This is a genomic window from Arthrobacter terrae, from assembly GCF_015708085.1.
GTDB classification, from domain to species: Bacteria; Actinomycetota; Actinomycetes; order Actinomycetales; family Micrococcaceae; genus Arthrobacter_M; species Arthrobacter_M terrae.
Genome location: NZ_JADNYM010000006.1, coordinates 62,590 through 80,224, shown reverse-complemented (window position 1 = coordinate 80,224; position 17,635 = coordinate 62,590). Strand labels below are relative to the sequence as shown.

General features: G+C 61.5%; 27 protein-coding genes. 21 read left to right on the top strand and 6 right to left on the bottom strand.

The features are described from left to right. Positions 1 to 104: 104 nt before the first annotated feature. From IV500_RS05775 to IV500_RS05750, 6 genes are all read left to right on the top strand, one after another. Positions 105 to 563, top strand: coding sequence for a hypothetical protein (locus tag IV500_RS05775; RefSeq protein ID WP_196395883.1), 459 nt, complete (start codon positions 105 to 107; stop codon positions 561 to 563). Positions 564 to 669: 106 nt separating this feature from the next. Beyond that, positions 670 to 972: a hypothetical protein gene (locus IV500_RS05770; RefSeq protein WP_196395882.1), complete on the top strand. Its 303-nt coding sequence runs from the start codon at positions 670 to 672 to the stop codon at positions 970 to 972. Between the two features lie 121 nt (positions 973 to 1,093). Further along, positions 1,094 to 1,459, top strand: a complete 366-nt coding sequence (locus tag IV500_RS05765; protein ID WP_196395881.1) for a DUF3846 domain-containing protein — start codon at positions 1,094 to 1,096, stop codon at positions 1,457 to 1,459. Positions 1,460 to 1,462: 3 nt separating this feature from the next. Next, a complete protein-coding gene (locus tag IV500_RS05760; RefSeq protein ID WP_196395880.1) occupies positions 1,463 to 2,038 on the top strand; it encodes a hypothetical protein in 576 nt (191 codons plus the stop codon). 32 nt (positions 2,039 to 2,070) lie between these two features. Next, complete coding sequence (locus IV500_RS05755) at positions 2,071 to 2,445, top strand: hypothetical protein (protein WP_196395879.1); 375 nt, start codon at positions 2,071 to 2,073, stop codon at positions 2,443 to 2,445. After that, positions 2,442 to 2,702 carry a hypothetical protein gene (locus IV500_RS05750; RefSeq protein ID WP_196395878.1) on the top strand — a complete coding sequence of 87 codons (261 nt, stop codon included), beginning with the start codon at positions 2,442 to 2,444 and terminating at the stop codon, positions 2,700 to 2,702. The genes IV500_RS05755 and IV500_RS05750 overlap by 4 nt, the downstream gene beginning before the upstream one ends. A gap of 19 nt (positions 2,703 to 2,721) precedes the next feature. Here the strand turns inward: IV500_RS05750 and IV500_RS05745 are convergent, their stop codons facing one another. Continuing rightward, on the bottom strand, positions 2,722 to 3,150 hold the full coding sequence (locus tag IV500_RS05745; protein ID WP_196395877.1) for a hypothetical protein: 429 nt from the start codon (positions 3,148 to 3,150) through the stop codon (positions 2,722 to 2,724). A 417-nt stretch (positions 3,151 to 3,567) separates the two neighbouring features. Here IV500_RS05745 and IV500_RS05740 point away from each other — a divergent pair, with 417 nt between their 5' ends. The 9 genes from IV500_RS05740 (at position 3,568) to IV500_RS05700 (ending at position 9,435) form a co-directional block, all read left to right on the top strand. Beyond that, the gene (locus IV500_RS05740) at positions 3,568 to 4,032 is read left to right on the top strand and encodes a hypothetical protein (protein ID WP_196395876.1); all 465 of its coding nucleotides are present in this window, start codon (positions 3,568 to 3,570) and stop codon (positions 4,030 to 4,032) included. Positions 4,033 to 4,176: 144 nt separating this feature from the next. Continuing rightward, positions 4,177 to 5,442, top strand: coding sequence for a Fic family protein (locus IV500_RS05735; protein WP_312875840.1), 1,266 nt, complete (start codon positions 4,177 to 4,179; stop codon positions 5,440 to 5,442). A gap of 95 nt (positions 5,443 to 5,537) precedes the next feature. Continuing rightward, the gene (locus IV500_RS05730) at positions 5,538 to 6,050 is read left to right on the top strand and encodes a hypothetical protein (protein WP_196395875.1); all 513 of its coding nucleotides are present in this window, start codon (positions 5,538 to 5,540) and stop codon (positions 6,048 to 6,050) included. A 382-nt stretch (positions 6,051 to 6,432) separates the two neighbouring features. Then, on the top strand, positions 6,433 to 6,708 hold the full coding sequence (locus IV500_RS05725) for a hypothetical protein (RefSeq protein WP_230854563.1): 276 nt from the start codon (positions 6,433 to 6,435) through the stop codon (positions 6,706 to 6,708). 32 nt (positions 6,709 to 6,740) lie between these two features. After that, positions 6,741 to 7,076 (top strand): general stress protein, encoded by a 336-nt coding sequence (locus IV500_RS05720; RefSeq protein WP_196395873.1) that lies wholly within the window; start codon positions 6,741 to 6,743, stop codon positions 7,074 to 7,076. A 133-nt stretch (positions 7,077 to 7,209) separates the two neighbouring features. Continuing rightward, entirely contained in the window at positions 7,210 to 8,091 is an 882-nt protein-coding gene (locus IV500_RS05715; protein ID WP_196395872.1) for a hypothetical protein, read from the top strand. Between the two features lie 122 nt (positions 8,092 to 8,213). Then, positions 8,214 to 8,624 carry a hypothetical protein gene (locus IV500_RS05710; protein ID WP_196395871.1) on the top strand — a complete coding sequence of 137 codons (411 nt, stop codon included), beginning with the start codon at positions 8,214 to 8,216 and terminating at the stop codon, positions 8,622 to 8,624. Beyond that, the gene (locus IV500_RS05705) at positions 8,621 to 9,037 is read left to right on the top strand and encodes a hypothetical protein (protein ID WP_196395870.1); all 417 of its coding nucleotides are present in this window, start codon (positions 8,621 to 8,623) and stop codon (positions 9,035 to 9,037) included. The genes IV500_RS05710 and IV500_RS05705 overlap by 4 nt, the downstream gene beginning before the upstream one ends. A gap of 44 nt (positions 9,038 to 9,081) precedes the next feature. After that, positions 9,082 to 9,435 carry a DUF7455 domain-containing protein gene (locus IV500_RS05700; RefSeq protein WP_230854562.1) on the top strand — a complete coding sequence of 118 codons (354 nt, stop codon included), beginning with the start codon at positions 9,082 to 9,084 and terminating at the stop codon, positions 9,433 to 9,435. On the opposite strand, the gene IV500_RS05695 is transcribed toward IV500_RS05700, so the two are convergent. After that, a complete protein-coding gene (locus tag IV500_RS05695) occupies positions 9,432 to 12,023 on the bottom strand; it encodes a LuxR C-terminal-related transcriptional regulator (RefSeq protein ID WP_196395868.1) in 2,592 nt (863 codons plus the stop codon). The two genes, IV500_RS05700 and IV500_RS05695, sit on opposite strands and share 4 nt — an antisense overlap. Before the next feature lie 296 nt (positions 12,024 to 12,319). Here IV500_RS05695 and IV500_RS05690 point away from each other — a divergent pair, with 296 nt between their 5' ends. Together IV500_RS05690 and IV500_RS05685 are read left to right on the top strand one after the other, a co-directional pair. Beyond that, positions 12,320 to 12,820 (top strand): hypothetical protein, encoded by a 501-nt coding sequence (locus IV500_RS05690; protein ID WP_196395867.1) that lies wholly within the window; start codon positions 12,320 to 12,322, stop codon positions 12,818 to 12,820. Next, a complete protein-coding gene (locus IV500_RS05685; RefSeq protein ID WP_196395866.1) occupies positions 12,817 to 14,394 on the top strand; it encodes an alpha/beta fold hydrolase in 1,578 nt (525 codons plus the stop codon). Before IV500_RS05690 ends, IV500_RS05685 begins: the two co-directional genes overlap by 4 nt. Positions 14,395 to 14,397: 3 nt before the next feature. Here the strand turns inward: IV500_RS05685 and IV500_RS05680 are convergent, their stop codons facing one another. Together IV500_RS05680 and IV500_RS05675 are read right to left on the bottom strand one after the other, a co-directional pair. Next, entirely contained in the window at positions 14,398 to 14,997 is a 600-nt protein-coding gene (locus tag IV500_RS05680; protein ID WP_196395865.1) for a hypothetical protein, read from the bottom strand. 74 nt (positions 14,998 to 15,071) lie between these two features. Further along, positions 15,072 to 15,230: a hypothetical protein gene (locus tag IV500_RS05675; protein ID WP_196395864.1), complete on the bottom strand. Its 159-nt coding sequence runs from the start codon at positions 15,228 to 15,230 to the stop codon at positions 15,072 to 15,074. Between the two features lie 167 nt (positions 15,231 to 15,397). Between IV500_RS05675 and IV500_RS05670 the strand changes: the two genes are divergently transcribed. The 4 genes from IV500_RS05670 to IV500_RS05655 all read left to right on the top strand — a co-directional run bounded on the left by IV500_RS05670 (position 15,398) and on the right by IV500_RS05655 (position 17,080). Further along, positions 15,398 to 15,787 (top strand): hypothetical protein, encoded by a 390-nt coding sequence (locus tag IV500_RS05670; protein ID WP_196395863.1) that lies wholly within the window; start codon positions 15,398 to 15,400, stop codon positions 15,785 to 15,787. Positions 15,788 to 15,934: 147 nt separating this feature from the next. Next, entirely contained in the window at positions 15,935 to 16,132 is a 198-nt protein-coding gene (locus tag IV500_RS05665) for a hypothetical protein (RefSeq protein ID WP_196395862.1), read from the top strand. A 132-nt stretch (positions 16,133 to 16,264) separates the two neighbouring features. Then, the gene (locus IV500_RS05660; RefSeq protein WP_196395861.1) at positions 16,265 to 16,423 is read left to right on the top strand and encodes a hypothetical protein; all 159 of its coding nucleotides are present in this window, start codon (positions 16,265 to 16,267) and stop codon (positions 16,421 to 16,423) included. A gap of 198 nt (positions 16,424 to 16,621) precedes the next feature. After that, positions 16,622 to 17,080: a DUF805 domain-containing protein gene (locus tag IV500_RS05655; RefSeq protein ID WP_196395860.1), complete on the top strand. Its 459-nt coding sequence runs from the start codon at positions 16,622 to 16,624 to the stop codon at positions 17,078 to 17,080. A gap of 85 nt (positions 17,081 to 17,165) precedes the next feature. On the opposite strand, the gene IV500_RS05650 is transcribed toward IV500_RS05655, so the two are convergent. Together IV500_RS05650 and IV500_RS05645 are read right to left on the bottom strand one after the other, a co-directional pair. Then, positions 17,166 to 17,363: a hypothetical protein gene (locus IV500_RS05650; RefSeq protein ID WP_196395859.1), complete on the bottom strand. Its 198-nt coding sequence runs from the start codon at positions 17,361 to 17,363 to the stop codon at positions 17,166 to 17,168. Between the two features lie 29 nt (positions 17,364 to 17,392). Next, positions 17,393 to 17,581, bottom strand: a complete 189-nt coding sequence (locus IV500_RS05645) for a hypothetical protein (protein WP_196395858.1) — start codon at positions 17,579 to 17,581, stop codon at positions 17,393 to 17,395. Between the last annotated feature and the right edge of the window lie 54 nt (positions 17,582 to 17,635).

The window sequence follows — 17,635 nt, the reverse complement described above, 5'->3', positions numbered from 1 at the left end:
TTGGCCGGCTAATCGCCTTCCGATTGAAAGGCCCTGTCGACTACAGGGGCTTTCTTTGTGCCGGCGCGGAGAGCGGAAGAGTCGCCCCCGCACACATGAGAGCTATGAGCACATTAGGCGCCACCTTCAAGCACCGTCGTCCCGTCTTGCACCGTGTCACCGTCCTGGACACAGTCAAAGACGTCAACTACTTCACCCGCACCACCGATAACTACCCCGATTCCAACGGCACGTACCGCCGTCACCATAAAAACTTCATCCGGGACGCCATCGTGCTGGAAGGCGCCTACTTTGTCGAAGAAACTGACGAGGACGGCGACCGGACCGGACGGTTCGAAGTACTGACCCAGGATGAATTCCACGAAAAGTTCACCGGGCATGAGGAACCGTCCTTCGAATACGGGCTCCAGTTCATTCCCCGGCCGCAGGACGTTGTCCGGCACGGCAGTCTGGACGCCGCCCGTGTCGCCCTGGAGGCGGTCCCGGTCCTGAAGGCCTCCGGAGATTACAGCATCGTCCGCCGACCCGTTCCCGCACCCGGCCCTTGGGAGCGCATCCAATAGCACAAACATAAAAGTACAACACCAGTGTGGTACCAGCCGGACGAATCATTTTCCGCAGGCACCACGTCCCGTTATCTTTTCCCTCATCTCAGAAAGCTGTGTCCTCATGATCACCAAGTTTCGTGCCTACCGCCATCGGATCGCTGCCACCGGTGTTGTACCTATAACCTCCGCGGAGTGGCTGCTGGGCCGTCTGGCTGGCCGGCTGCAGGTCCGGACAGCGACGATGGCGAAAAGACGCGGAGACAACGCGTCGCTGAACCACGCATTGCTCGCCTTGTGGGCCGGCAACCAATGCAAGGGCGGACATCTGGCTGCTGCGGCACTTGAGCCCGCGGAACTCGCCTGTGCGATCAAGGACGGCCGCCTTCGACTCGTTATTGACCCTTACCGGTCACCCCAGGCCTGAATACCGTCCCGCGGAAGGCACTGGCGCAAGCGCGGGGCTTTAGGAGGCCCCGGGGGAGCGGTACGGGCTGCGCCGCACACATGGGAGGCAACAGAACAGTCACCCGATCAAGGAGCACCCCATGCTGGCAGCCATCATCCCGGCCGACAACAGTCAACCGATCCGCTTCGACGACATCGAACCCGGAGAGTCACTGAACGAACTCGTGGACGGCTACTTCCAGGTCGTCGGCCTGCGCACATATTCGATGAACATGTATGTCAACGAAACCGGGAAACTGGACGGACTGCCGACCAACCTGCGCGCCACCGTGCTCTGCTGCTGGGCCGAAGCGATCCGCGCCGATGACTACATCAACGGAGAAGCCGTCATTTTCGGCCCCGCCGATGATGACGAAGGCGAAGACACCGGGCTGACTGACACCCAGAAGTCCTGGCTGGAACGGTTTGACGCCGACCTCTCCGCGTTGAACCACATTGAAGACTAGTCAATGGCCTCGATCCTCTACCGTAATGTCCGGCCCGAACAAGAAGACTTGATTGCCACCCTGACGGCACGCTACGCCGACCAGAAGATCCGCTTCGACACCGGCTTCTACGGCAATATCCCCGTCCAGGCGTGCGGGCGCATCGGCCGCCGGTATTTCTACTTCCGGTTCCGCGGTGACTCCGCCTCCCTGACCATCGGCGCAGCTGACCTGCGTGGGGCCGCCAGCCGGGCAAAGCATTCCCGCCGACTGGCGCTGAGGAAACTCCGCCGTAGCCAGATCGACGACGGCTTCTTCGGCTTCCTGATACAGAGCGACCTGCGCCGTGACACCTCGATGGACCGGCACCCGTCCCGGGCTCTCTGGTACGCCGTCCTCAACGACGTCACCGGGGAACGCTACGCCGGAAACCTCGCGCAGGAGGAGGCCGCCGAGCTGTTCATCGATCTGATGGGCCAGTTGCAGCCGGCCGCCACGGAGCTGAAGTTCCACAAGCTCAGGGCCGCGCGCCGCGGCCCCACTGCGCCGTCAGACTGGAAGCAGGGCATCATCCGCAAGCCGTCCAAGGGCCACTGGTGACCTGTGCGCTTTCCGCCGCACACATAGGAGGCATGACGACAGCACGCGACGAAGCCCAGGATCCCGCCACTTCACCCGAGCAGCTACACGACCTCATCCACCTGCCCGGAAACCGTGGTGACATGGACTCCGACGCTGGTTGGTGCCGCGAATTCGTGGCCGCCAACCCCAGTGCTTCGGTGGCAACTCTCGATGAGCTTGCCGGTGACCAGGACGACTTCATGGCGCGCCTCGGAGTGGCCAACAACCAGTCCGCGCCGGCAGCGCTGGTTGAAACCATGGTGGACGACCGTAACGATCTGGTCGCCAATGCAGCCCGTGTGCGGTTGGGGCGGGATACCCGTCCCCGCTCGGGTCTGCGCATAGCTGGGGGCCGTTTCCCGATCCAGCTCGAGGGACAGGCATGAGCAGCCATGCCACCATCGGGCATGCCTCGGTGATGGCGGGTGATACGTCCGCACACATGAGGACCATGGAACACCTCATCGCGAACACGACCGCATCAGCAAGTACAGACGTCAGTACCGGCCTCGCCTCAGCCCAGGACCCAGAAGCCGACAGCCAGACACTATGGCAGCTGATCTATGACATCAACGACGTGACAGCCAACACCGCCCGCGGGCGTCTTGGCCTGGCCCTGCGCCCTGTGATTTCTACCGTCTAAGGGAGGACCTCGGGTCGATTTAGTCGAGGACGGAAAGCAGCAGCTCGATGCCGTCTTTTCCGGTGAAATTCGGCTCGCCGATTGCTGTGACACCAAGATAGCTGGTATCTGTGCAGAGAAATGCCTGCGTCATGGTCCCAGATGTGCCTGTCCACGCGAACCACCCGTGTGAATCTACCCTCGCATCAGAAAAGGCACCGAACCCGGGGGCAAATTCGCGTTTCGGGTCGCACTGCGCGACATAGGACTGACCGGCTGTCGTGCGAAGATCGAGACCGAGAACCTGGAATGAGACGGAAGCAGGATCGGCCTTGGTGAAACCGCACGCAACGACACCGGCCTGCGCGTCAGACTGAACCTTGTTCGCCGTGTTGTTGACTGTCAGATTCACGCTGTCGAACTTTGTCAGGAATTCCTGGGCCGCAACACACGGCTCAGACTTCGGCATGCCCGTAAGTGGCCCCGCAACAGCAGAGGCCGCAACGGGAAGATCCGATCCGGTGGCGGGACCGGCAGCTTCCACCGCCGATTGCGGGGCCTCCGCTCCGACTGCCGGGGATGACGGTGATGTTGAGACCGACGGTGATGCTGAGACGGACGGTGGCGACGAGACCGCCTGAGAGGATTCCATACCCTGTATTGCTGGGGCACAAGCTGTCAGCAGTAGGAGCGACGTGGATAATACGGTGATTCGAGCAACACTGCTCATTGGTTCCTCCAGATGCTGACGGGGCTTCGGGCCACTGTGACGAATGCATATACCCTGTCAGGCGCCGGTCGTGCCGTCCAGACCGACCAGATGCTAGTGCTGCTATATTGCCTGCACCGGGTGACGGCTACGGGACTTTCCGCACACATCAGGGCCATGGAACCGTTTCGCATCATCACGACCTTCGAAGAGTTCACCTCGCTGACGGTCAGCACTATCGTCTGCCCTGTCCGCCAGCCAGGCCTTGCTTACCGCAAATGCTGGTCTGACCTTTTCACTACCTTCGAGTCGACACACGAATGGGATGCACGGGAAACCTGGACCATCCTCACCATGCACTGCCCCACCGAAAAGTCTGAGGTGTGGGTTTTGTGGGATGCGGCCGCCGTGAAAAGTCCGCTCCCTAAGCAGGGAGCGTTCATCACGATTGTCCCGTCCCGCTCCCCGCGGCGCAAAGCACATTTCGGCCTCGGTTACGCCAAATCCGCCATCACGAACCAGCTCTATAGAGGCACTGCAAAAGAGGACATGGCGATTCTGCAGCTGGACCCGGCCACCAGCCAGTACGTCGTCCTCCACAACATTCCACAGGGAACCACCAAAACGCAGTTGCCCTGGTGAAACAGGATTCCATCCTGATCAAGTGGCAGCATCGCTGACTCTGCCATGACATTTGTGCGTCCAAGTGTCAGAATCCACTCGCGATTGTGACACTTAGCGCCTAAAATGAGGAAACAGCCTTTCGATTCTGACAGCTAGGACGATGTGAAACAGTCCCGCTACCCCGACGGCACCTATGGACCTGTCGAACACGCCGAACCCAGCATCAGGCTCGACAAACGCGGGGCGTGGCCGGCTGCCGAGTACGAATCCTACAAGTGGTCGGGCACGACAGATGCTTTCCGTGCGTCCGGCTACCTGTCCGGGATGACAGGGCAGACATATGAAGCGTCCGTTCCGCCGCTCATTGCCGGTTCCAGCTATCTGCCCTCTCCCGCCGTCGTGACATTGGCGGAGGAGGCCGCCCGGGAAATCAGCCGGTTTGATGAACGCTACGGCGAGCATCTTCGGCCGTTCGGAGCTTTGCTGCTTCGAAGTGAGTCCACTGCGTCTTCCCAGATCGAAAACCTGACCGCCAGCGCCCGGAGCCTGGGAGAAGCCGAGCTCGGTGTCAGGGACCGTACGAACGCCACCCTGGTGGTCCGCAATGTCCGGGCCATGGAGAGTGCCCTCGCCGCCGCAGACCATCTCAGCCCGAACAGCATCCTGGACATGCACCGGGCCCTGATGGAAGGCACCCGCGACGACGACGTAGCCGGCCGCTGGCGTCAGGAACAGGTGTGGATAGGCACCAGTACTGTCAGCCCGATTGGTGCCGAATTTGTCCCGCCACACCACACCCGCATCCCCGTCCTGATCGACGACGTCACTGACTACGCCCGCCGCACCGATGTCCCCGCCATCATCCAGTCCGCCATCGCGCACGCCCAGTTCGAAACCATCCACCCGTTCACCGACGGCAACGGACGGACAGGGCGTGCCTTGCTGCACGCCATGCTCAAACACCGCGGCGTCGCAGCTAACGTCACCGTCCCGGTCTCTGCCGGCCTGCTCACCAACGTCAGCGCCTACCATCACGCACTCACCGCCTACCGGGCAGGGGACCCAGAGCCCATCATCACAGTGACCGCCGAAGCGTCATTCCTGGCCATCGAGAACGGCGCCCGCCTCGCGGAGGACGTCGTCGCCATCACCGAAAGATGGGCCAGCCGGATCAGCGCCCGCGCAGACTCCGCCGTGTGGCAGGTCCTGGACCTCCTGGCCCGGCAGCCGGTGGTCAACTCTGAAACCCTGGAGACAAAACTCGGGCTCGACTACAGGCGTCAGAAACGTGCCCTTGATGCCCTCGAGGAGGCAGGTGTCATCGTTGGCGTCAACAAATTCAAGAGAGGCCGATTTTGGCGTGCTCCGGAAATGCTCGGCGCCTTGGATGCCTTTGCCGAAAGAGCCGGGCGCCGCATTAGAAGCTGACCGGGAGAGGGAACCGGGCGGTGCCGCACACATGTCGGTAGTGCCCGCCTGCGGGAACCCTCAGACCCCAGCTGCCCTGGTAGCGGAAAGAAGTCATGGAACCGTACCGCATCGTCCGCTCCGAAGCGGATCTCGAGGCAGTCGCCATCGACTCGCTCGTCTGCCCGGCCTACTCTCCGCGTTACATTTATGAGAAGGCCGCCGTCAACGAATGGGTTGAGCCCGGGTGCGAGGATGCCCTTTCGACGGCAACCGTGTGGGAGGTCATGACCGGATCCTACGAGACCCTGGTCCTAGACGAGGACCGCGAAGTGTGGGTCCTCATCGACGCCGCCGCCCCCAAACCGGTACGGCCGCCGCGCCCCGCAAAGTCCCCGGACTACGCCACCCGTGTTCAAACGCGCGCCACGGAGATCATGACGCACCAGACACTTGACGAAGCCCGTGCAGCCATCGAAGTCGCAGTCGGCGACGGGGTCACGGTCGGCCGCACCAACATTTGGCGGCGGCCAAAGGAAGCCTACGATTTCCGTCCTTCTGTCTACATTCAGCCAGGTACTGCCGCCTCCGACTTCCCCTGGCGGTCGGGGGCCACCCCTACGATGTGAGACACGCCGCCACCACAGGCGAGACCGGGAGGCCAGCGATACCGCACCACCCTGATGAAGTGATCCGCTACACCAGCGAGGACCTGCTGCAGGCACTAGCCGACACCCTCAAATCCACGGCCGAAGCTCCCCGGATCGTTGACACCTACGACCAGATTGTCAGCGAATGAGCCCTGCACGCAGAGGACCCTGAAGCTGAGTACGCGCGGTTTTTTCGGGACGGACCGGTCGCCACAAAGATCGACATCGCCGTCGCCAAGAGGTGGGCGACAGGGCGCGTACTGATTTGATGGTGGGCGGACACTAAAATGTAGCGAAAATCACTTCTGGACATGGTCGCTGTGGTGCCGTTTGAACGCTTTATCAGCGCATGTTTATAGGTATGACCCCCTGCTCTGAACATCGCTACTTCCTGCCTCGCCACGGGCTGGTTGTTGCGGCCTCCTGGCCACGTCCGACGCTCACCGGAAGCCGTTGGATCCGTGCCCGGCTCTACGGCCTTTTGTTTGGGGGACCGACCCCGGGAAGCCCCGAAACTTCCGTAGACCCGGAAGCGCTGTCCGCTGCCGTCCAGCTCATCGAGGAGCAGGACATTGACGGTGCCACGAGGGCCTTCACCGACTTGGGTTACAACGTCATGGTGCACGCACCGCGGTGAAGGTAACCGGGGCCGCCGCACACATTGCGGTCATGCCTGAAATGAACCTAAGACCGGTGACCACCGGTAAGCTGAACCGCCCTGCCTGGATGCGCACCCATACCGCGGCACTTGGCCCTGACCATAGGGCAGGTGAAGGAATAGCATCCCTGACGACGTCAGACGTTTTTCTTGATGGTGAGCTGATCGGTTCCGTCACCGGAACGCTCAAACCAGGGACGGCCCTGCGCGCCTGGGTCTCGGACCGCGTCGGCGCCGGTGTGAAGCAGCACGGCGATACCCGATTCCACGCTGTCGACGCCCTCGTCCGCACCCACTTGACAGATCTGCAGCAGCACCCGATCGCACACCTGGCCACCGCCGCTTGATGAGCAGTGGCAGCCGGTTTGAAAGTTAGTTGGCTGGCCGGGCGCTCTCCGCTGCAGATCCGGCTGCGGGGAGTGCTCCTGCGCTTTCCGTACACATGGAGTTCATAAACCCCGACCCGTTCTGGAGGACCTCATGAGCACCAAAATTTACAACGGTTTCCGCCTCGCTGAAGGCACAGACCTCACCGCCTTCAAGCACGAGGTCCGTAGTATCATCGACCCGCTCCGAGACCAGGAAGACCTCAAGTTGCTGGCCGCGACGCTCGCCAAACGTGTGGACGAACGCTGGCTGGCCGGGGAGCCGATCTTGCCTGGTGCCGTCGAAACCGCCTACAGCGAATGGGTCGACGCGCAAAGCAAGATGAGTGTCTACGACTACGCCTATGATCTGAACCGCTTCGAACTCAGCATCGGGACCGACCCCGGCAGCGGGCGCAGTATGGTCATCGCCCGCGTCGAAAACCGCGTCCTCCTGGACGCTTTCGAGGAAATGCCCGAGGTTGAAGAATACGGGTACTGGAACAACACTGACTCCTACCCTGAGGGTGTCACCCGAGGTGACTGGGAAAAACGCGAAGCCGCTTGGGACCGGATGCTCCCGGGCTTCGGCCGGATCTCCGCGACGATGGACACCTGGACCTTGCGGGACACTGTCGAAATGCGTGACGAGCTGCACTCCCTCGACGGACCCGGCGCTGCACGGATCCTCGCCCTGACCCCAGTATCAGAAGACCGTGCGACGAATACAGGCCAGGACGCCTACGCGGATTACCTGCACCAGGAGCAGGGGGTCGCACCGATGCGTGCTGTACAGCATGTAGCCTTCGGTCGCGGGGAAAGCATCCGCACCGTCATCGACACCATAGCCTCCTACCTGCCGGTACTGACCAAAGAGCTGCTCACCGAAGGCTCCGGCGCCACTGTCCTTGACCCTGGATACCGGGACGCTGTCCGTGCAGCGTGCGCCTCGCTGTACGAAACTGACAAGACCGAACTGGCGAGGAACGGCCAATGAAGCCAGCGTCAAGCAGGTGGGGGGGAGGACCGTCAACGCATGTGTACCGGTATGAGGCCTGAACAGCACCACAGATCCTGCCCGACGCTGCAGCACCGCATCCTTGGATTTAGGACCTGGGAATGAGTCCCGGTGGCTACTCCACGCGCCTTCCATCCAAGCAAGAAGCGGATGTCTCGGCTTCCGCGTCACCATTTGATTTTGTGCGGCTGCTCGACTCCAGCAGTGAAGTCGTCCTCTCACACCGGGAAAAGATCACCGCCGGCGTCCTCGGCTGCACATGCGGGAAATCCTACCCAGGATGCTCGTACACCTACTTCGCTGTCCATCATGCCCGGCACGTCGCCGAGGAGGTTACCCTTCGCGTCCTGAGCGCCGCGGTCGCCGCCGTGCGCGCCGACCAGGATGACTTCTCCCGAACCCCTGACCGCTGGGTGGCAGGAAGCCACGACAGTGCGGCGGCAATCAACGCCATCATCACCATGGCCGGACCTAAAAACCGGCAGAACCGACCGAAAGAGACCACCGCATGAGCACACCTACGGAACCTGCACGGGATCTTCGGTCCGGCATCAACTACGTCACCTTCTTCGCATTCAGCGTGTTCTGCGTGCGCCTCTGGTTCAGCATCGACCCGCAGCCGGAGCCTATGACCCTGGCCGTCCAGCAGGCCAGCGAGGAACGGATGAGCGCCTACTTCGTCGCCGCCGGCGTCCTGCTATTCGGGCTGTTCACCCTGTTGCGCTACATCATCGAGGCTATCCTGAACGGCTTGACGGCCATGACCGGCGGCTTGCCTGCCTGGCTGTGCATCATTTCAGCAGCCCTGCTCGCAGTAGCGGTGCTCACCTCCTACACCGCGCCGCTCCTGGGCGCCTCAGTGCTCGCCGCAATGGCCGCGAACTGGGCTGTGGAGGCTACCCGGCTTCGGCGCACTAACGGATAGGACTGCCGGGAAGGGAGGCCGCTAATGCCGTACACATGGAGACCATGACCACTGAAACCTTGACAAAACCATTGAGCAAGCTGGCCGACCAGCTGAACGCCCACCTGGAAACCCAGCCGCCCGAACGGGCCCTGTCGCTGCTGGACCGATGCGACCGCTGCATTCAACATGCACGTGCATCCTTCGTTTTCACGATCCCGGCAGACCCTGAGGGCACCGGCAAGACCGAGACTGACGTCCTGCTCTGCGGCCATCACACCCGCATGCACCTGCCGGCCCTGCTCGCGAAAGGCCCGGTATCCTACTGGATTGAACCCCAGCAGCTGATGAGTATCCGTGGGGTCAACGTCGATCGGAAGAACACAGCCAAGACAGGCGACGGGCTCACCGGGGCCTAATCCTCCAGGAGCCGCTGGCGGCGTGCACTGCTCAGTGCCCCCTCCAGTGAGGTCGCACCCATTTTCTTCAGGATGGACCGGCGCTGGGATTTCACCGTGTTAACGGAGACGTTCAGAGCCGCTGCCACGTCATTTGCCGAACTGTGGACTGCGAAGCTGCCCAGAACGACCAGCTCCCGCGGCGTCAACGAGGCAGTCTTCTCCTTGGTCGGGACAATCCCGAACGGTGCAGGAGAATCAGGGAGAAAAGTGTTGACCAGGTGTGCGAGAACAGTCAGATCCTCCCGCGGTATCAGGGCTCCAGTCATGGTCAGCCCGTGTTTGTCCATTAGGTACGCTGCGGCGCGGCATTTGTCCTTTGCGGCCTGCGCATCATCAAGCCTTAGTCGGGCTGCGGCACGCAACAGCAACCGCTGGACCTCCAGTCTCGGCCCGAGCACACCGAGACCAGCGGGGCTGGTCATCTTCAGCGTCTTATCCGAATCGCCTTGATACAGCGCGATCCGCGCCTGCATCAGCAGGACCCGAGGGTCATGCTTACTGTGCTTTATCAGGACCGAGCCGGCTTTTTGTGGGTGGCCTGAAGCCAGGTAGAACGTCGCCCTCAGATGGTCCAGGTCCACCTGCCCGGAGAAATTCAACGGTGCCTGATGCGCCTGGCGGATTCGTGCTTCCAGCATCGCCGGGCCTGCGATCTGTCCGATCCGGTGAATGTCCAGCTGGGTCTGGAACACGACCATCTGCGGCCAAAATTCCGAGACCTGCATTTCATCATTGATGAGGTCAAGATATTCTCCGGCCTCCATGTAGCTTTGACGATCCATGGCTTCGCGGATCTGAGCCAGCCGGTACGTCGTCGCCCTGTAGTTTTCCAACATTCCTGGCGGCCAACGCGCATCTTGCAGCATGTTAAGGTGCTTCCTGGCTTCTTTGCTCCGGCCAGTCATAACCAAGGCGTAAGACAGCAGCCCTGTCGCCAGCAGGATGGACGGTACGGAGGCGGCCCGCCGGCTCGCATCCACTGCCTTGACCAGCAGGGCCGCTGCCGTATCGAACTGCCGGTCATGGATATACGCGATGGCGACCTGTATGTACAGGGTCGGTTCCAAGGCTCCCAGCTGCTCCTTCATCTCCAAAGGGCTCTGCTCAAAACCTTCGACGGCACGCTTTCCATACTTCAGGGCCGCTTCAAGCTTGCCGGCGAAACGGAGAGCGGCACTTTCCAGCGTGAGCATCCAGATGCGCTGGACCGGATCAAGGGAGGACCGATACATACCTGCAAAAGTCACGGCAAGACCGAAATACTCCAGTGCTCTGACCCTCCCGGCGGACGTCGTGTTATGGCAGAGCGCCAGCGCCATGATCAGCGCAGGGTGCTTGCGCAACCGAGAGACCGGCAGTGCGTGGAGGATGTCCAGTACCGTTTGCGCCTGTGAGACAAGGAGGGTGATGTGGTGGTCGCACGCGATCCTGGACGCCAGGTCCAAATCCCTGATATCAATTGCCTGCCGCAGGGCACTGGCTGGATTACCCACAGACAGGTCGTAGTCGATGCAAAGTCGCGTCAGCCGGTCAATATCCCTCGGGTCCATCAGCTTCACTTCCCGCCGCAGCATGACCTGCACCGCGGAGGTGTATTCGAAACGCTGATGTTCTCCGTAACGGAACCACATCCCGAGACCCTGATCTTCCAGGTCATTAAGTATCCCGGTCACGTCCGCAGCGCCGCTCAGCCTGATTGCGAGGTCCAAGGTGAAGGCTTCCGGGATAGCGGTGCGGACCATGAACTTCTTGGCCTCGTAGCCGAGGCTGGATCGGGCCAGTGACAGGTTTAGGAAGTCGGAGACAGCTGTCTGGACAGAAGCACTGATACTTCCCTGACCGGTTTTCCCGTACACAGCCATCACAGCGCGGGTTAAGAGCGGGTGTCCTCCAGTGGCGTCGTGCAGCTCCACGGCGTCCATGGAAAAACCGCGACGCTTCAGCAGTTCTGAGGTTTCCTCGACGTTCAATGTCAACGGCACTGCCCCGATAACCCCTGTGTCCAATGCCAGCGACACCGCAGGGGACTCCAACAGGGACCTGCTCCGGGTTGCCACCACTACCTTCAAGGCCGGGCACCGCTGCAGCACCCAGGATATGTCCTCAATGAGCTCGACGTCCTTCACCAGATCCAACCGGTCAAGGACGACAGTAGTCGGGGGGATGAGCGGTATAAAACGCCGAAGTACTGTGCGCGTGTCGGCGCCGGCGAGCAGTGCCTCTGCACATTCAGCAACGGCAGGGCGCAGCGATTCGGCCACTCGGCGCATGGTGCCGAGGATCATTTCGCGCCAAAACGAGATCCGATCCGTGTACCTTTCATCCAACGATACCCAGGAGATATAGCCGGGCGTTGCACCTGACGCGGCCCAGTCTGCAAGTGCGACAGTCTTGCCGGCACCTGATGGCGCGCGTACAACGATCAAGTCCTGGTCGTCCAGGAGGTCGGCGACAAGCCTGGTGAGACGGGGCCGGGAAATGACAGTCTTGGGTACTCTCGGCAGGCCGAAAACCGTAGAGGCTGAGGCCTCAGCGGCTGAGATCATGCAGTACTTCCCTTATACGCTGTCCGTCCGGAGCCCCCCGGCCCGAGACATTCGAGTTTACTTCCCCGGATACAGTACAGGCTTTACATGAAAAACAGCTGGGAGTAATCCGTCCCTGAGCTTAGAAGTGAGCATCAACACCCTCGATCAGAAACTCCAAGCGGGCAGCGGTGTCCGCCGGGACATAGCGTTTTGGGATGCGTCATCCATTGCGTGCAGGCAGCAGACAACATAGCGTGAACTCAGAATTGAACAGCACCGCCCCAGGACAGGTGCGGTCCAGCGAGGGGGGCACCATGGCAGGGACCGCACCGGTCAGACAAAGGCGGGGAAAAGCGCTGCTGGTCGTTCTCTGCATTGTTCTCGCAGTCGCGGTGGCCGTCGCCATCTTTTGGCTGAACCAAAGCGCTACAGCCAGCTCCGATGGGCCCCCATCACCCGTGGCTACGGTTGCTGCGCCCATGTCACCCACCACAACAGCTACAGCTACACCAACGACGGCGGCTGCCCCCTCATCTGCAGAGCTGTCGGATCTTGAAACGGCTCTGACCTCAACTGAACCCGCCAAAGTTCTGTCGTACCTGCCCATAGGCGCAGGGGAAACCGTTGACGCCAGCTTCCCTGCCCGGTTAGCGGCCATGAACCTCACCCTTGACGCGAAGTCGTTGGTCGAACAGATTCCCGGGGTCTGGATGGTCCAGGCCCGTGACGGCAGCGGTCAGGTCTGGGACGTGGGCCTGGTCCGTAAGGCAGACCATCTGGTGATTTTCTCCGCGGAGAAGGCGGGAGCCCCGTGAGACGGATACTGTGCGGGCTCATGGTTGCGGTGCTGCTCATTCTTGGCCTCTCACCCAGTGCAGACGCTGTCACCCCGTCTTCGGGCTGTAGTGCCCAGGTGGCAGCATTTACCGGCCCCAGTCCGGCTCGGCCGGTGATCTACGTGCACGGCTGGCTGGGCACCGGCCCGGGGTCGCAGAAAGCCGTTGACGCGCTCCAAAGCAGGCTGGGCAGCGGATACACGGTGGTGGCCTTCGACTACACCAAAGCGAACCAGGTCTGGGGTGCGGCCGGAAATACCAAGGCGTGCCTGGCTGACTTCATCAAAGGAGCCTCGACGGCGTTCACCCAGGGAGGCGGTGACGGTAAAGTCCTGGCCGTCGGCCATTCCATGGGCGGCATTGTCATCAGGGCCGCGGACGGTGTCCTGGCGGCCTCCGGTCAGGCAGGAATGCTGGGAGGAGTGGTGACGCTGGCTACCCCGCTGCAGGGATCACCCTGGGGCGGTACCGGCTACGCCGACTTCATCCAGTGGCTGCATAACCTAGGCGGAAGCAACACCGCACTGCAGCTTCCTGATGCCGGCACGTCAGCGGTCACCTGCCTGGCCGCTCCGCTTCCGGCCAGCTGCGAAAAGTTTCCCTACCTGAGCACCGGCACAAAATATGCGACCGTCGGCTCGCAGATCATCGTGCAGCGCCAGTTGTTCGGGCTCAGTACTATGGCCGCGGACATCCCCCTCTTCGGCGACACTATCGTCCCGCAGCTTTCCGCCAACGGATATGTCAAATCCTCTGCCGGGAGCTTTGATTCGTCCGGGTTTGTCGGTGAAAGCATCATCAAATGCCAGTACACCGCCGGATACCTGTCGCAGAACATGATCAAGCTGGGACCGGGCTTTGGCCTGTCGCCTTTCTCCATCTTCACCATCCTCGAAGAATTCCTGGACCAGAGGGCCCTGGACACCATGATGGCCGGCAAGGCGGACGCCTCCCAGTTCCCGCTGGTAATCAGGGGAATGATCTCCCCGTGCTCCCATACAGGGCTCCCCACCTACGGGCCCGCGGTGGACGCGGTCGCCGGTGACCTGAAAAAGATGGGGGCCCCAGGGTCGGGTTCCGTACCAACAGATGGTGGGACCTCGGCAGCCGGAGAGCCGGGATGGTTTTCATTGAAAGATGTGGGTCCGGCGACTTGGGAGAACGGATTTGACTCTCGCGCCCAACTTTCCATCAAGAACACGAAATTTCCGGACAGCATCCAAGGCTATTACGCGACCGGACCGCGGTTTGGTGAGCCAGACCATGCCGAATGGGCGCTGAAAGGTAAATGCTCGAAACTGGAAGTGTGGGTGGGTCAGGATGCTGATTCACCCGGCCACACCGGTCCAAGCCATTTTGCCGTGACACTGGATAACAACGTTGCAGCAGAACGCGACGCCAACTTCCTTGATGAGGCGCAGAAGATCGAACTGGACCTCACCGGGGTCACCCGGATGGAATTCCAGGATGAGCGGACTAATCTGGGCGGAGCCTACAACGTTTGGGGTTCTCCGAGAATTTACTGTTCAGAGAACCCCAAGCCCAAAAGATAGTCCTTATACTCCGTCCGGGAAAGTAAATTTGGCAGGCAGCGGATCCGGTGCCGTGCCGTGGAACAGTACGATTTCGTCGTGCGCCTTCAACACCACATCGCTGATGCTGCCGCTCTGCTGGGTACCGTTGACGGCTACAGCCCAACCATCAGAGCTCGAGTGTGCCGTGCCCGGTGTTTTGTCGGTGCCGTCCAGTACTCCCCATTCGGTGAGGAACTGACCGAGCGTGTAGGTAGCCCCTGCGGTGGGTGCCTCAATATGGATGATGCCTGACTCGTCGTGGCTGTGCAGGGCAGAGATGCCGGTGGGCTGACCTGCTGCGTTGTGCTCGAAGCCGATGTCGGCCGGGACGGTCATGGCTTTACCGTCGGTGAAGACGTCCAGATGAGCGTGAAAGTGTTCGGCGTTGCCTTCAGCTTTCAGCACTTCCAGGCCGGCGCTCTTGATCCGGTCACCGCCGCCCGCATGGTTCAGCTCCCAGCCGGCGGAGGAGCTCGGCGCTGCTGACTCGGCGGATGGGTGCCCAGCAACAGGGGCCGAGCAGGCTGACACTGCCAGCACGATTCCGGTGAGGGCAACGGCAAAGAATGGACGATGTCTCAAGAGTGCTGCTTTCGTTTGGCCTTTGGGATACCCGTGTCATGTGTGCGGACGTCTCCGTTCCCGGCACCAACCATTCAGAGACCAGGGAGTGCCGACGCAACGTAAACGAACGGGGTTGCCTCATCCGTGATCTGGTCGCGCAGGATCGGTTCGATAGGCGCTTCTCCCATGGCGATGAGCAATTCGTTGATGGAGACCTGCCCCTCCAGCTCATTGTCTGGGTCTAAACACATAGGAAAACGATATGTGCGTTTCGTCCAGCGGCTGGGCAGGAACACGCACTCATCACACATGTACGGCGTTACGGGGCTGCGTCCCGGCAGCTCAACCGGGGAGTCCGGCGGGTGCGGCCGCACACATGACAAATACACTTGAACCCCGAAAAGCCAAGGAGACACCGATGAACGCCGAGCTCGACAACTGGAGGACCCGGATCGAGGCCGACCCGGGAGTGCGTTTCGCAATCTCCCTGGACCGGCTCGCCTACGCCAAAGACAATTACCGCCTCGGAACCGACCTGGTGCGCACATTCGTACGGACCGTGGACCGCACCACGCTCACCGGGCAGCTCGCCCACGACGTCGCCACACTCCGGGCAGGGATGCAGGCGCTCACAGGCCGCACAACAGTCCTTATCGGCCAGTACGCGGACCTTGCGCTCACCGTCCGGGACGCCGGCGGATCCCTGTTCGATTTCGAAACCGATGCCTGGGCGCGGGAAGTTTTTGAACGGATTGGGTCCGCGGACCCGGAACTCGCGGGACTGATCGCAGAACGCTCAGCCGCCTAACTGGAGACAAGATGCCACCTCTGGCTTGGTCTTCAGGGGTGCGCGCCGGAAAGTAGCGTCCCATGATGTCGCCGGCACGGGACCCTGCCGCACACATCATGAAGGTGGAAGCACCGCTTCCCATAATCCTTGAAAGGACTCCACATCATGGCCACCTTGAAAAACAACCGCCACGGCTACACGCACGTCACTGAACCCGCCTGCCCGCGCGTCCAAATGGCCGGAACCGGTGCCGCCGGCATCCACGCCAACCAGAACAACCGGCACCATAAGGCCGGCAAGACCAGCCGGGTCAGCACCCGCAACGCCCAGCTTCGTGCCGTCCTCCGCCACGAATACAGCTGAGCACTGTCGTCCAGGCCCGGTCCGACCCGCATTCTACGGGACGTCGCCGGGTCTTTTCGTGCCCTGTGCTGCCGGAACGATCCCGCGTCACCACCGGTGACGAGGTCACCGAACGCCGCACACATGAAAGGCATGAGAACACGTAAAGCACTCCAGATCAGCATCCTCGCCGCCGCCTTCGTCATTGGTATCGCTCAGCCGACGTTCAACGGGTTGTCCCTGCTGGCCATCATGGCCCTGCCGACCGTTTTCCTCCTCCAGCCGGGCGTCATGGTCCGCCTCCTCAAATAGACCCTGATCCCCAAAGGGCGGCACCGTCTGGTGCCGCCCTTTTCTATGCCCTGACCTGCGTAAACGTCCGTGACCACCTAGTGCGTTCAGCAACCAGCGCCTGTACGATATCGACGACCTGCGCTGATTGCTTGGCCCCACTGACGACGGCCGGCGGCAGCTGAACCAACCCTGCGTCACCTACAGAAGGAGATCCACATGACGTACACACCACACCAGCCGGTTCACACGGCCGGCACAGCGCCGCTTTCGGCACCGCTCTACGGCGCCACACTGCCGGAAGCAGTGTCCAGGTTTTTCAAGAAATATGCGACGTTCACCGGCCGGGCCAGCCGGAGTGAATACTGGTGGTGGACACTCGTCTCCGCAGTGGTGTCGATCGTGCTGAACCTCATCATTTCTGCCGGCGCCAGCTCCGGTACGAACAGCAGCCCCGGACCAATTACTGTTGTTGCCGTGGTGCTGGCCGGAATCTGGTTCCTGGCGGTCATCGTGCCATCCTTGGCGCTGTTGGTCCGGAGGCTCCACGACGTGAACGTCAGTGGCTGGATGGTGCTGATAGGTCTGGTCCCGTTTATCGGCTCCCTCGTCCTTCTGGTCTTGACTTTGATGGGACCCAAGTCTGAAGGGCAGCGCTTCGACGCGCACGGCCAGTAAGCAGATACCTGGACTGCCTAAACGTCCCCGGACCCGAAAGCCCCTCCGTTTCTGGCGGAGGGGCTTTCGGGTTTGTACGGGCAGGTCAGGCCAGAAAAGGCTCCCACATGGCGCGCATGGTTTTGGCCCGCTCTGCCAGCCATTCCCGGATGGCCGGCTCGTCCGCCGGGGTGACGGTAACCCGGACAGACTGGTTATACGGTTTGCCCTGCATCATGAAAAACAGGTCGAGGTAGTACAGCTCCTGCCCGTTAGGGTAGTCCTCCGGAAATTCAAGGTGCATAGCCCGCCAATCCCAGCGGAACAGACAGTTCATATCCGGATCCCCGTCATAGAGCAACGTCCGTCCTGGATGAGTTGCGGGCCGCTCCGGTCATACGTGACCGGACGGGAAAATTCAGCCCAGGACTCATACCCGGTAGCCAAACCACGGGAGTAAAAGTTGCCGTGCTCGCAATAGTGCGGGTGCTCGTGGTCCCACAGATGCTTCGTCGTTGTCATGAACCCTATGTGTGCGGAGACGGCTTGGTCCCTGCCCGCTGGTGCAGACAGGGA